We start from the raw sequence: 12,642 nt of genomic DNA on the forward strand, positions 1-12,642 counted from the left end.
GCTACGTGGAGTGAAGGCCCTCGACTTTCCCCCTGCGGCCGTCGACAGCTCCCGGCAGCCGTGTCCCCCCGGCGCGGGTCGAGCCGCCACTCCAATACGTTCCGGTAGATGACGAGCGAGCCGGGGATCTCACCCTCCGCCCGTCTCAACAGGTCAGTCGGCGGCGCCGAACCAGGTCGGGAGCGCCTGGTCGATCTGGTCGTCGGGTGCGGTCGCGCACACGTATCCGTCCGGCCTGACCAGGAGTGCCTCCACATCGTCCCAGGGCAGGTGCTCGACCAGGGCCGGGGTGATCCGGTCCTGGTAGCGGCCGGCGGGGGCAAGGTGTTTCTCGTCGGTGGCCAGGAGTACGCCGCGGCCGGTGTGGAACAGGCCGCTGGCCCACCCGTCGCGGATCGGGAAGTCGGGCAGGCGGGTGCCGATGCGGCCGGAGTCGCCGTAGCCGATGTCCAGTCCGCTGATCATTCCTGCCGCGACGCGGTTGGCGGCGGGCAGGGCCAGGAGGGTGGCGAGGAACTCGCGCATGGCCCTGGGGCCGGGTTCGGGGGTCTGCACGGTGGCCTGCGCGCGGATGGTGTCGAGTACCTGGGCGCCGACGGGGTGGCGTTCGGATTCGTAGGTGTCCAGCAGGCTTTCGGGCATGCGGTTCGTCAGGACGGCGGCGAGTTTCCAGCCGAGGTTGAAGGCGTCCTGGATGCCGAGGTTCATGCCCTGGCCGCCGATGGGCAGGTGGACGTGGGCGGCGTCGCCGGCCAGGAACACGCGGCCGACCCGGTACTTCTCGGCCTGGCGCGCGGCGTCGCCGAACCGCGAGGCGTAGCGGATGGCGACGAGCTTGTGTTCGTCGCCGTAGAAGGTGTGGAAGCGGTCGGTCACCTCCTTGTGAGTGGGGTCCTCGGCCGGGTCGTCGGCGGTGCCGGAGTAGACGAACCGGTACAGGCCCGGCTCGCCGATCGGTACGACGCTGGCGAAGCTTCCGTCGGGCCGTACGCGTCGGGCCTGGCCCATCCTGGTCACTGCGCTCGGCGGCGCCGCCGAGCCCGCCTCGAGTACGACGTCGGCGACGGTGTTCCAGCGGGTGGCGTCGGTACCGGAGAACCCCACTCCGAGCAGTTTGCGCACGGTGCTGCGTCCACCGTCGCATCCGACCAGGTAGCGCGCTCGCAGGGTCTGGGGGCCGTGGACGCTCACGCCGGTGTCGTCCTGCTCGAACCCGGTCAGCCGCCAGTCCCGGTGGACCTGGCCGCCGAGGGAGGCCAGGCGGTCTTCGAGGACCTGCTCCACGCGTGCCTGCAGGATGCCGACCTGGTAGGGGTAGCGGGTCTCCAGCGCGGTGTAGTCGAGCGGGACGCCGGCGAAGTGTCCGTCGTCGATCCTCCCGATCGCCTGGTCGTCGGCGGCCGCGAGCAGGCCGCGCAGAGCGAGGAGTTCGGCGGTGCGGGGCTGGAGGTTCATCGCCTTGCTCTGCCCGCTGCGCTCGACGAGTGCTTCGACGACGATCGGGCGCACGCCGGCCAGGGCCAGTTCGGTCGCGAGCGTCAGTCCTGCGGGGCCTGCGCCCGTGATGATCACATCGGTGTCCATGGTCGTGCTCCTTCGGCTGGGATCGGTGTGGTGAAGGGGTGGATCGGTGTCCGCCCAGGGGGTGTCACGGTGCTGGGCGCAACGGGCCAGCGCGGTGGACCGGGCGATGAGCTGGTCGAAGGTGGTGGCGAGCGCCGCGCTCTGGTGCGGGGCGGGGCCGGTTCGCGCTGGTCGGCGAAGTCGGTGTGCAGGTTGAAAGCGACCTGGGCGGCGACGTCGGCGATCTGCAGGGCCCCGAGGACGGGGCGTAGTGCTTCGACAGCGCGCACGCCGCCGTCGTATCCGTTCTGGGTGGAGCAGGCGGAAGGACTGGCCGCCTCGGTGGACGATCGCCTGGAACTGTTCGTGCAGCCCGGCCGCTTACAGCGCGATCTGCCCGGAGGCGTGGTGGATGTCGAGCATGCCGCCCTGGGTGCGCGTATGCCGGTCGGCCTCCAGGTCGAACACGGCTGGCTCGATGCCGCGGGTGTGCAGGACGTGGGCGAGGGCCAGGCCGCCGAGGCCGGCGCCGATGACCGCGATGGCGTGGTGGGCGGTGGTCATGGGGGTCTCCCCGTTCAGGTGGAGGACGGGCGGGCTCAGCTGGTCTTCTGCGCGGCCGGTGGGCTGCCCTTGGCTGCCGAGGGCATGACGATCAGCCCCCTTCGACAAAAACAAGGACACTAGTAGTGTTGCTCTAAAACTATAACGACACAACTGGAGTGGTCGTTTCAGTCTGCGTGGGTAGACTGCGGACATGACCGAGGCCACGACCGGACGCAGAGAGCGCAAGAAGGCACACACCAGGACGGTGATCGCGGACGCCGCGCTGGAGCTCTTCCTCGAACGCGGCTACGACGGCGTCACCGTCAAAGACGTCGCTGAGGCCGCCGACCTGTCGATGAGCGGCCTGTTCAAGCACTTCCCGACCAAGGAGTCACTCGTCTTCGATATGGACGACGACATCCGCACCGGCCTGGTCGGCGCGGTGCGCGAGCGGCCGGACGGAACAGCGCCGCTCGATGCTCTCGGGACCTGGCTGCGCGAACGCGCCCTGCAAGAGCCCGCCGACTCACGCAGGGAAGCCTTCCAGCGGCTCGTCTCCAGTTCCCCGGCCCTTCGGGAGTACGCCCGGCGCATGTGGCTCAGCCACGAGGAGCAACTGGCCGCGGCCCTCGCCGACGCGGGACCCGACGCGCCCGACGCCGCCATCACCGCACGCGCACTGGCCCGGTTCGTCCTCGACCGCGGAGCAGCCCCGGACCGCGCCCACGAGCAACGCACCCGCGACGCCGCGATCACCCTGCTCGCCGACGGCTGGCCCGCCCCAGAACTGCAACGCGCCTCGACCACCACCCCTGCACCCGCCGCGGACCCGACACCCGCCAGGCCCCCCGGGCTGCGCGAGCGCAAGAAGGCCGAGACCCGCCAAGCCATCAGCAACGCCGCGTTCGACCTGTTCACCGAACGCGGATACGACAACGTCGGCGTCCGCGAGATCGCCGAAGCCGCCGGCACCTCGATCGGGACCCTCTTCAGCTACTTCCCCGAGGGCAAATCCAGCCTGCTCTTCACCGGAGACCGGGCCGGCCACATCGCCGCCCTCGTCGACGCCGTCGAGCACCGCCCGCCCGGGTACACCATCCCCCGGGCCCTCGGCGAACGCATCGCCATGCGCGGCCCGTTCAAACAGCACCTCGCTCCCGGCCGGCGGCGAACGGTCGCCCTCATCGATGCCACCCCGGAACTGAGCGAGCACGCACGGCGAACCTGGGCCGCAGCCGAAGGCCCCTTGACCACCGTCATCTCCGAGCAGACCGGACTGCCCCACGGCGACCCCTCGGTCCGGCTCCTGGCCCGCTACATCCTGCAGGCACCCGACCTCGCACGCACCAGCCCCGACCCCCGCCACGCCCTCGAAGCCATCATCCGCCTGCTGGAGCGCGGATGGCCCGCCTGCCTCACCCACGCGCGCCCGGCCTGAACACACCGCGTCGACGAGCAGGGGCGTCTCAACGGCATGGAGTTACCGAACAGTGCGCGAGGCTCCCGTGCTGTTGAGGGAGGTGTTCGACGTCTCAACTCGCGGTCGTAGGAGCCTCGTTGGTTGCCTCTGCTGCCGCATGCCACTCAGGACGCGAACCCGGATCTGACCGCGCCGGTCCTCAGGCCGGCGCGCCCCGGTTCCGATGCGGTGCGGCGCTTCGCTTCTGGCAGACGGTCGGCCACCCGCAGCGGGGAACTCCCGAGATGGCGTCGCTGCGCGACAAGTGAGAAGACCGGCTCGTACGCAGCCTGAGAGGAAAGGAGTACGACCGAGTTCTGGGTTGCGTCCAGAGAAGTGGTGTATGGGTTCGACCCGATCCGGGGGTGTGCTCCGGCACCGGGTTCGGCGCCACCGCCATTCGTATCCGCACCGGCCCCGACCGAACCGGCGAGCGCAGGGTACCCCCGCCGGGAGGTGTCGTGTGGTCAGCCGATGCTCGTCCAGCGGGAGGAGTCCGCGGCACTGCGTTCGATGGCCTGCAGGACGTACTGGACCTGGAGGCCGTCGGCGAACGACGGGCGAGGGTCACTCCCGTCGTTCGCCACCGTGGTCAGGAAGTCGTGGACCTGGTGGACGAACGCGTGCTCGTAGCCCAGGCCGTGGCCGGGCGGCCACCAGGCATCCAGGTAGGGGTGTGCGGGCTCGGTGACCAGGATCCGGCGGAATCCCGCCTCCGTTTCCGGGTCGGTCGCGTCGTAGAACAGGAGCTCGTTCATGGACTCGAATTCGAAGGCGAGCGACCCCCTTGAGCCGTTCACCTCTATCCGCATCGCGTTCTTGCGCCCCGTGGCGAAGCGCGTGGCTTCGGCCACGACGAGTGCGCCCCCTTCCAGCCGACCGGTGAACGCGGTCGCGTCGTCGACGGTCACCTGTCCGCGCTGTTCCCCGGCGCGGGCCGAGAGCCCGCTGGATTCCGCCGGGAGTGGTCGCTCGGTGACGAACGTGGCCTGCGTCGCCGACACCCCGGTGAGCCGCTCTCCGGTCAGGTGCTGGAGCAGGTCGATGACGTGCGATCCGAGGTCACCCAGCGCGCCGGATCCGGCCCGTTCCTTGCGCAGCCGCCACACCAGCGGGAACTCCGGGTCGACGATCCAGTCCTGGAGGTACTGGGCCCTGACGTGCCGCACCTCGCCGATCCGGCCTTCGGCGATCAGGCGGGCGGCGTGTGCCAGTGCGGGCACGCGCCGGTTGTTGAAGCCGACCATCGACCGGACGCCGGCCTCGGCGGCGACCTGCGCTGCGGCCGCCATCCGCTCCGCCTCCTCGACCGTGTTGGCGAGGGGCTTCTCGCACAGCACGTGTTTGCCGGCAGTCAGGGCGGCGATCGCGATGTCGGCGTGGGAGTCGCCGGGGGTGCAGATGTCGACGACGTCCACGTCGTCGCGTCGTACCACCTCCTGCCAGTCGGCCGCCCAGTCGCCCCACCCCAGCCGCTCGGCGGCCTGCGCCGCGCCCTTCGGGTCACGGCCGCAGACGACGGTCATGTCGACGTCGAAGGGCAGGTCGAACACGCGGGGCGCGGTGCGCCAGGCCTGGGAGTGCACGGCTCCCATGAACGAGTGGCCGATCATCGCCACCCCGAGGCGGGGGCGGCCGGGCACGGGGTCGGGCGAAGGGCGGGGCACGGGGTCTCCGGATCGGTAGGGCGTCAGGCGGACGCGGTGGCGGGCGGTGTCTGGTGCGGGGCGAGGGCGGCGCGTACCGACGGCCAACCGGCAAGAGCGGCACGCACGTTGGGGCGGGTCTCCTCGCGGAGAGCCACCGCGTACGCCTGGTCGAGGACGTCGTCGACGAGTACGCGCTGTCCGGTCCGGGCCGACTCCACCGCGGCCTCGACCATCGCCAGGCTCACGGTGTTCTCGTGCACCTCGCCCATGGGCGTGCTGCCGGTCCGCAGGGACTCGACGAAGACCCCCAGCGCTCCGGCGATGTCGGAGTACGGGGAGCGGGGCCGCTCGGCGGGTTGTACGTCGGCGACGAGCACGGGCTCGTTGTCGCCGTCCCACTGCGCCGAGCCCTTCTCGCCGCTCGCCCGCCACGTGCCGTTCCACGAGGTCTCGGCGCCCGGACTGCACCAACTGCCGTTGTACGCATAGCGCGCACCGCCCTCCATCTCGAAGACGGCGCTCGCGGCGGCGTCGCCGTCGTACCAGCTCCATGGCGGGTTGTACGCCTGGCAGTAGGCGGAGACCGGGTCCGCGCCGAGCAGGAAGCGGGCCGAGTCGAAGGCGTGGATCGCCATGTCGATCAGCAGCGGGTACGCCATCTCCTCGCGGAAACCGCCCATGTGCGGAGCCTTGAAGAACTCGGTCGTCAGCGTGCCGATCGCGCCGAGTTCCCCCAACATCCCGCGCAGGGCGAACAGTTGGGGGTTCCAGCGCCGTGACTGGCTCACCATGAACAGTTCGCCGCTCACCTCGGCCGCGGCGGCCAGCGACAGGGCGTGGGCCAGGGTGTCGGCGATCGGCTTCTCGCCGAGGACGGGCAGGCCGGCGAACAGCGCGGCGGTGGTGACGGGGTGGTGGGCCACCGGAACCGTCACGTTGATGATGGCCTGGGCGCCGGTGTCGGCCGCGAGCGCGACCGCGTCGGAGCCGACCGGGAGGTCCGGCCGGCCCAGGCCGGCGGCGGACCGCCGGGCGGTGTCCAGGTCGAGGTCGACGATGCCGGCGAGTTCGGCCTCGGGTGCGGCGGTGACGGTGGTCAGCCACTGCTGTCCCATGGAGCCGGCACCGACCACCAGCACGCGCAGGGGGTTGTCGGGCCCGCAGGGGATGGTCCGGTGGGTCATCGAAGCGGCCCCGAGTAGTCGGTGCCGTTGAAGAAGTCGTCGGTGTCGTAGCGCAGCAGCACCGGGTGGCTGCGCTCGGGGCGGTCCGTACGCGCCCACTGGACGCCGTTGGCGATCACCCGGCGGATGTCCTTGTTGTGGTAGACGGGGTAGTCCTGGTCGCCTGGGCTGAAGTAGAAGATCCTGCCGTGGCCGCGGCGGAACGTGCAGCCGCTGCGGATCACCTCGCCACCCGTGAACGAACTCACGAACACCAGCTCGTCCGGGGCGGGGATGTCGAAGAACTCCCCGTACATCTCGTCCTCGTCGACGACGAGCGGATGCGGGACTCCCTGGGCGATCGGGTGCGTGGGATTCACCGTCCACACCAGCTCGCGGTCGTGCTCGTTGCGCCAGCGCAGGGTGCAGCTGGTGCCCATGAGCTTGACGAAGATCTTCGACCAGTGGCCGGAGTGCAGCACCACGAGGCCCATGCCGGACAGCACGTGCCGGTGCACCCGCTCCACGACCTCGTCGGACACCTCGGCGTGGGCGGCGTGTCCCCACCAGGTGAGGACGTCGGTCGAGGCGAGAACCTCTTCGGTCAGGCCGTGTTCGGGGTCGTCCAGCGTCGCGGTGCGTACGGTGCAGGCGTCGCCGAGGTTCTCCTTGATGCCCTCGGCGATCGTGGTGTGCATGCCCTGAGGGTAGATCTTGGCCACGTGCTCCTCGATCTTCTCGTGGCGGTTCTCGCCCCACACGGTCACGTGGATCGGGGCCGGGGGCGGTGCGGAAGACGTGGTCACAGGGGTGTTCTGCCTTTCTCCGAAGTCGCCCTGGGGGCGGGTCATTTGACGGCTCCGCCGGTCACGCCGGTGGCGATGTAGCGCTGTGCCACCAGGAGCAGCACGAGTGCCGGGACCGAGGCGAGGGTCGCGGTGGCCATCACCGCGTTCCAGTCGCTGACATGGGAGCCGAGGTACTGGTAGAGGCCGAGGGTGACGGGACGGACGTCCTCGGTCGTCGTCAGGGTCAGCGCGAAGAGGAAGTCGCTCCAGGTGAACAGGAACGTGAACAGCCCCGCCGTGATGAGGGCGTTCCTGCTCATCGGCAGGACGATCGACACGAACGCCCGGACCCTGCCCGCGCCGTCCACCCGGGCCGCCTCGATCACCGAGATCGGGATGTTGCCCATGAAGGCCCGCAGGATCAGGATCGCGAAGGGGATGCCCGCGGTGGAGTCGGCCAGGATCAGACCGGGGATCGAGTTGAGCAGCCCGACATCGTTGTACGCGCTGTAGAGGGCGTTGGCCACGACGATGCCGGGGACCATCTGACTGATCAGGATCCCGAACAGCGCCGGGCCGACCCAGCGCGCGTTGACATGGGCGAGTGCGTACGCTGCCGGGCTCGCGATGATCAGGCTGAACACCACGCTCCCCACCGCAACGACCAGGCTGGTCAGGAGGTTGGCCCCCTGCTGGCTCAGCGCGGTGGCGTAGCCGTCGAAGTTGAGGTGGGTGGGGAACCAGGGCGTGCTCACAGCGGTGTTGGCCGGCTGGAGGGAGACGTTGACCATCCAGTAGACCGGGAACAGCATCACGGCCAGGATCAGCGCGCCGATCGCGGTGTATCCCCATGGCCGCCGCCGGGAGCGCCGATGGACGGGTGTGTGCGTGACCGGTGGGACGGAGGTGTGCGTGACAGTTGCCATGACGGCCTCACTGCTCGACGGCGCGGCGGTTCGCGCGCAGGTAGAGGACGGCGAAGACCAGCGAGATGACGATGAGGATGTTGCCGAGCGCGGCACCCTGTCCGAAGTCGAACTGCTGGAAGGAGAGTTGGTAGGACTGACTGGCGATGGTCTGCGTCGCGTTCGCCGGGCCGCCGTTGGTGAGCCCGAGGATGACGTCCAGCACCTTGACCGTGTAGACGACGCCGAGGACGAGCACCACGCTGACCACGGGCCGCAGCAGGGGCCAGGTCACGTGTCGGAACGCCCGCCAGCCCGTCGCACCGTCCAGGGCCGCCGCCTCGTACAACTCCTCGGGGATGTCCTGGAGTCCGCCGTAGAGGATCGCGACGTTGAAGGGGATCCCGATCCAGATGTTGACCACGATCACCGCGAACAGCGCCAGCGAGGTGCTGGTCAGCCAGCCGGGACGGTCCTGTACGAGGTGCAGGGCGCCGAGGAACCGGTTGAGCACGCCGTTGTCCTGGTCGAGGATCCAGCGCCACACCGCGCTGGAGACGATCAGCGGCACCAGCCACGGCAACAGCAGCAGCGAGCGCAGAACGCCGTTCAGCGGGAACCTGCGGCGGAAGAACAGGGCGATCGCCAGACCGGTGAGGAACTGCCCCGCGATCGAACCCACGGTGAACAGCACCGTGTTGAGGAGTGCCTTGTCGAAGACGGAGGACGATATGACGGCCCGGTAGTTCGCGAGGCCGACCCAGGGCGCCTGGCCGGTGTAGAAGGTGGTCGTCGTGTAGTGCTGGAACCCCATGACGACGTTCTTCACGACCGGGTAGCCGAAGAAGGCCACCATGTAGGCCAGGGCGGGGAGCAGGAACAGCAGGTGGGACTGGCGCCGCCGGCTGCGTTTGGGCCGCCAGGAGGAGTGGTTGTGGGGTGTTCCGCCTGCCGTTCCGCCTGACGGGGCAAGGGACTTGGGCGCCGTCTCGGCGCCTACGGTCCGTACCGCCCGCCTTTCCACGTCAGCCATCCTGGGCCTGCCTGAGTGCCTTCGCCGGAGACGCGCCCTGGGTGAGTGCGGTCTGTATCGCGGTGTAGATCTTGGTGGCCGCCTTCGGCCAGTCCTTGCCCAACTCACCGGTGCGGGCACGGGCGTTGCGCACCTGGTCGGTGAACGCCTTCATCCTGGGCTGTTCGGCTGCGAACTTGTCCATCAGTGCGGTTCTCGTCGGCACGGTCTGGCGCTGCTCGGCGAGCGACAACTGGTTCTTGTCGGAGTTGAGGCACGCGACGACCTTGGCCGCCTTCTCCTGGCGTTGCGCGTTGCCGGTCTGCGGGATGGTCCAGGTCTCACCGCCCAGGGGGACGACCGGAGTTGCGCCGGCCTTGGGCACGGGAATCTGGACGACGCCGTAGTGCAGGCTCTTCTTCTTGTCGAGGATCGGGAACTGCCAGGGGCCGTTGATCATCATGGCCGCGTTGCCCGCCGCGAACTGGTCGTCGGCGTCGGCCTGGGCCCAGCTGACCACCGACTTCGAGGCCGATCCGTCCTTGACCAGGTCCATCCAGAGCTGAAGTGCCTGTGCGACCTGGGGAGTTGCGATGTCCTTCTCGTCGCCACCGTTGGACCACATGAAGGGCAGGAACTGCCAGGTCCCCTCGTAGGTGGCCGGTGCGGCGAAGGCGATGCCGTACCGCTTGCCCGAAGTGAGCTTCTTGGCGGCTGATTTGAGCTCGGCCCAGGTGGTGGGCGGCTTGACCCCCGCCTTGGTGAGCATGTCCTTGTTGTAGAACAGGCCGAGCGTGTTGGTCACCGGCTGCAGGCCGTAGACCTTGCCCTGGTAGGTCGAGGCGTCCACCACGCCCTCGGCGTATCCGTCCGCCTTCAGGCCGAAGTCGCTGAGCGGGGCGAGGGCGCCGCTGGCGGCGATCTGTTGCAGGTCGGGGTTGTCGAGCATCAGGACGTCGGGCAGGGTCCGCGACGAGGCCTGTTGCAGCACCTTGGGTATCAGGGACGGGCCTGCCACGGCCTCCCGCTTGATCTTCACGCCGTTCTGCTGCCCGCACGCGTCCAGGACCTTCGCGTAGATCCCCTTGTCGGGCTGATCGGCGTAGTAGTCCATCACCCGCAGTGTGTCGGCGCCGCCGGACGATCCGGTACTCGAACCGCAGGCGCTCAGGGAGAGCGGTGCCAGGAGTGCGAGGGCCACCGTCAGTGTTGTTCGGCTGAGGATCGCTCGTCGTTGAGCCATGTTCGTTCTCTCCTCGATCGGCGCTGTCTCGGGCGGACCGCGCGGGGGGTGTCGATGCGTATCGACAGCAGTGACGCGTCATCCCCCTTGACACGAAAAGTGGGGATCAGTGGGCAGGCAGGCTGGTCTGACGCAGCGTCAGATGTGGGGTCACCAGTTCAACGGTCGAAGGGGTGGGCACGCTCTCGCGGTTCAGCAGCCGGAACAGGATCCTCATCGCGCGGCGCGAGACGTCCCTGGGTTCCAGCGAGAGGTTGGTGACGGGGGGCGTGGAGGTCTCGGCCGTCCGGTCCGTGCACAGTCCGATGACGGACAGGTCGCGTCCTGGAACCAGACCGCGGTCCAGGAGGCTCTGCAAGGTCGGCTGGATCAACTGGGGGTCGGGGACGACGAGTCCGAGCCTGCCGCCACCGCCGGGCACCGGTTCCGTGAGCGCCTCGTCCAGGGCGGCCTCGGCTCCGGCGCGGCTGGTGTCCAGCGGGCTTACCTCGGCGTAGGCGATGCCGTGCGCGGCGGCCGATTCCTCTGCTCCCCGCAAGAAACGGCGGACGAAGTTGACGTCGCGCGCCATCACATCACGCGGGTAGCCGAGCAGGACGACACGGTCGTGCCCGGAGTCGGCCAGCTCGTCCACCGCCATGCGCCCGGCCAGGGTGTAGTCCAGGTCGACGCAGTACAGGCCGGCGGGGTCGTCCGGTACGCCGATCAGGATGACGGGCACGCTCAGCCCGGCCGCCAGGGAGATGCGCGGGTCTTTGGACCCGACCTCCATCAGCACGATCGCGTCGCACAGGGACTGGTCGCTGAGCCGGGTGAGGCCCTCGGCGCCCTCGTCCTCGGTGGCCAGGATGACGTTGTGGTCCTCTTCCCGGGCGCACTTGGTGATCGTCTCGATGAAGGGCAGCACCCCCGTCATGTCGGCCCCCGGCGCGAACGGCACGACCAGCCCGATGACTTGGCTGCGCTGACTCGCCAACGCCCGCGCACCCGCGTTGGGTTGGAACCCCAACGTCTCGATCGCCTCCTCGACCCGACGTCGGGTCTCGGGGGATATCGAGCGGCGTCCGCTCATGACGTAGGAGACCGTGCTCTGGGAGACGCCCGCCAACCGGGCAACATCCCGACTTGTCACCATGCGAGCACCTCCCTCCGTTCCTCGGCGTCGATACATGTCGATACGTATCGACTGACTGGGACGAGACTGTAGGGAGGGGCCGCGAACGACGGCAAGGGTCGTGCAGGAAAAACATTCAGCGGGGCCATGACTCGAACGTGACGAGACAACGTCCGGGTTCACCCGCGTCTCACGCGTCCGGTCTTTCCGTGCCTTGTCGAACGTCACGCTCAAGCGCGCAGCCCTCAAAAGGGGACGCCTTGGACAACTCCCGCCGCAGAATGGGGAGTTGATGGGTGGAATGCGAACTCCCCCCACGCGTGCGGCGATGGATGCGTGTCGGGACCCGTTCGCGGTTCACGGCGCTGCTGGCCGCCACGGTGAAATGCCGTCGAGCTTCGCACCGGTGGGCGGCGCTGCCGCCGGCGTGGGAGCGTCCCGCAGCATGGGCCTCGGCGGGTGGCTTCTGCTCAAGGACGGCGGCCCGACCCCATGAACGGACGGACCCTTCTGTCGGGGAAGGTCAGATCAATTGTCGCTGCCGGTCACCGACGAGACCCAACGCAGATTGACCGCTCTCACTGGGAGTTGAGCGGTCGCCCTGACGTCGGATCGGTGGGCGCGCGCAGTACGGCGGGGCAGATGACAGCGGCGGCGGTCGCAGAAGAGCCGCCGCCGCTCGCTCTTCGCGGTGTGTGGGCGATGTCCGTCTATGGCCAGGTGAGGGGGTCGCCGGCTTTGTGGTCCCCGAGCCAGATCGTCTGTTCCGGTTCGTCGTAGTAGTTGATCTCGGCGCAGGGACCTTCCGGTTCCTTGTCGGCGGTCTGGAAGTGGCCGCTCTTCCAGCCGGTGAGGTTGTGCTTGGCCAGGAGTTGGCCGACGACCTTCCTGAATTCGGAGTAGGGAACACAGGTGCGCTCGGCGAAGTGCGCCTTGATGTCGGCGCGGAAGAGGGAGAGGCCGAGCTGCTCCCTGGTCGGCCCGCGATAGGGGTCCGCGCGGTGGCGTCCGCACTGGTCCCGGCCTCCGGCGTACACCACGATGGAGCCCTGCTGCGAGCTGTCGACGCAGGCGGTGAGCGTGCCGGGCGCCGGCTCGCCGAACATCTCCTGCCATTGCTGCCGGCACTTGCGAACCGGATCCTCGGTGCCGGGATCGAAGTTGACCACGGCGTCGCCCCGGTGGGGACCGTCGCACGTC

The 12,642-nt window shown here is 69.3% G+C and carries 11 protein-coding genes; 1 reads left to right on the top strand and 10 read right to left on the bottom strand.

The features are described 5' to 3' along the window. Positions 1 to 153: 153 nt before the first annotated feature. Both ACFWP5_RS48980 and ACFWP5_RS48985 read right to left on the bottom strand, forming a co-directional pair. Entirely contained in the window at positions 154 to 1,584 is a 1,431-nt protein-coding gene (locus ACFWP5_RS48980; RefSeq protein ID WP_384172770.1) for an FAD-dependent monooxygenase, read from the bottom strand. Between the two features lie 360 nt (positions 1,585 to 1,944). Continuing rightward, positions 1,945 to 2,127: an NAD(P)-binding protein gene (locus tag ACFWP5_RS48985; RefSeq protein WP_384172773.1), complete on the bottom strand. Its 183-nt coding sequence runs from the start codon at positions 2,125 to 2,127 to the stop codon at positions 1,945 to 1,947. Between the two features lie 193 nt (positions 2,128 to 2,320). On the opposite strand from ACFWP5_RS48985, the gene ACFWP5_RS48990 reads away from it, so the two are divergent. Continuing rightward, positions 2,321 to 3,547, top strand: coding sequence for a TetR/AcrR family transcriptional regulator (locus ACFWP5_RS48990; protein WP_384172776.1), 1,227 nt, complete (start codon positions 2,321 to 2,323; stop codon positions 3,545 to 3,547). 488 nt (positions 3,548 to 4,035) lie between these two features. Here the strand turns inward: ACFWP5_RS48990 and ACFWP5_RS48995 are convergent, their stop codons facing one another. The 8 genes from ACFWP5_RS48995 to ACFWP5_RS49030 form a co-directional block, all read right to left on the bottom strand. Beyond that, on the bottom strand, positions 4,036 to 5,181 hold the full coding sequence (locus tag ACFWP5_RS48995; protein WP_384172801.1) for a Gfo/Idh/MocA family protein: 1,146 nt from the start codon (positions 5,179 to 5,181) through the stop codon (positions 4,036 to 4,038). Positions 5,182 to 5,258: 77 nt separating this feature from the next. Next, the gene (locus ACFWP5_RS49000) at positions 5,259 to 6,401 is read right to left on the bottom strand and encodes a Gfo/Idh/MocA family protein (protein ID WP_384172779.1); all 1,143 of its coding nucleotides are present in this window, start codon (positions 6,399 to 6,401) and stop codon (positions 5,259 to 5,261) included. Continuing rightward, the gene (locus ACFWP5_RS49005) at positions 6,398 to 7,231 is read right to left on the bottom strand and encodes a ThuA domain-containing protein (protein WP_384172782.1); all 834 of its coding nucleotides are present in this window, start codon (positions 7,229 to 7,231) and stop codon (positions 6,398 to 6,400) included. Before ACFWP5_RS49005 ends, ACFWP5_RS49000 begins: the two co-directional genes overlap by 4 nt. Continuing rightward, positions 7,228 to 8,094 (bottom strand): carbohydrate ABC transporter permease, encoded by an 867-nt coding sequence (locus tag ACFWP5_RS49010; protein ID WP_384172785.1) that lies wholly within the window; start codon positions 8,092 to 8,094, stop codon positions 7,228 to 7,230. Before ACFWP5_RS49010 ends, ACFWP5_RS49005 begins: the two co-directional genes overlap by 4 nt. Positions 8,095 to 8,101: 7 nt before the next feature. Continuing rightward, complete coding sequence (locus tag ACFWP5_RS49015; RefSeq protein WP_384172789.1) at positions 8,102 to 9,106, bottom strand: carbohydrate ABC transporter permease; 1,005 nt, start codon at positions 9,104 to 9,106, stop codon at positions 8,102 to 8,104. Beyond that, positions 9,099 to 10,328 (bottom strand): extracellular solute-binding protein, encoded by a 1,230-nt coding sequence (locus tag ACFWP5_RS49020; RefSeq protein WP_384172792.1) that lies wholly within the window; start codon positions 10,326 to 10,328, stop codon positions 9,099 to 9,101. The genes ACFWP5_RS49015 and ACFWP5_RS49020 overlap by 8 nt, the downstream gene beginning before the upstream one ends. Before the next feature lie 106 nt (positions 10,329 to 10,434). After that, the gene (locus tag ACFWP5_RS49025; protein ID WP_384172795.1) at positions 10,435 to 11,463 is read right to left on the bottom strand and encodes a LacI family DNA-binding transcriptional regulator; all 1,029 of its coding nucleotides are present in this window, start codon (positions 11,461 to 11,463) and stop codon (positions 10,435 to 10,437) included. Positions 11,464 to 12,152: 689 nt separating this feature from the next. Beyond that, positions 12,153 to 12,642 (bottom strand): hypothetical protein (locus ACFWP5_RS49030; RefSeq protein WP_384172798.1); only part of this gene is annotated, 490 nt, incomplete at its 5' end.

It is taken from the genome of Streptomyces sp. NPDC058469 (genome assembly GCF_042721125.1).
GTDB lineage: Bacteria > Actinomycetota > Actinomycetes > Streptomycetales > Streptomycetaceae > Streptomyces.

Coding starts and splice junctions, on each gene's coding strand:
- ACFWP5_RS49015 (WP_384172789.1), bottom strand. CDS start 9,106: ATGGCTGACGTGGAAAGGCGGGCGGTACGGACCGTAGGCGCCGAGACG.
- ACFWP5_RS49005 (WP_384172782.1), bottom strand. CDS start 7,231: ATGACCCGCCCCCAGGGCGACTTCGGAGAAAGGCAGAACACCCCTGTG.
- ACFWP5_RS48995 (WP_384172801.1), bottom strand. CDS start 5,181: ATGATCGGCCACTCGTTCATGGGAGCCGTGCACTCCCAGGCCTGGCGC.
- ACFWP5_RS49025 (WP_384172795.1), bottom strand. CDS start 11,463: ATGGTGACAAGTCGGGATGTTGCCCGGTTGGCGGGCGTCTCCCAGAGC.
- ACFWP5_RS49010 (WP_384172785.1), bottom strand. CDS start 8,094: ATGGCAACTGTCACGCACACCTCCGTCCCACCGGTCACGCACACACCC.
- ACFWP5_RS49000 (WP_384172779.1), bottom strand. CDS start 6,401: ATGACCCACCGGACCATCCCCTGCGGGCCCGACAACCCCCTGCGCGTG.
- ACFWP5_RS49020 (WP_384172792.1), bottom strand. CDS start 10,328: ATGGCTCAACGACGAGCGATCCTCAGCCGAACAACACTGACGGTGGCC.
- ACFWP5_RS48980 (WP_384172770.1), bottom strand. CDS start 1,584: ATGGACACCGATGTGATCATCACGGGCGCAGGCCCCGCAGGACTGACG.
- ACFWP5_RS48990 (WP_384172776.1), top strand. CDS start 2,321: ATGACCGAGGCCACGACCGGACGCAGAGAGCGCAAGAAGGCACACACC.
- ACFWP5_RS48985 (WP_384172773.1), bottom strand. CDS start 2,127: ATGACCACCGCCCACCACGCCATCGCGGTCATCGGCGCCGGCCTCGGC.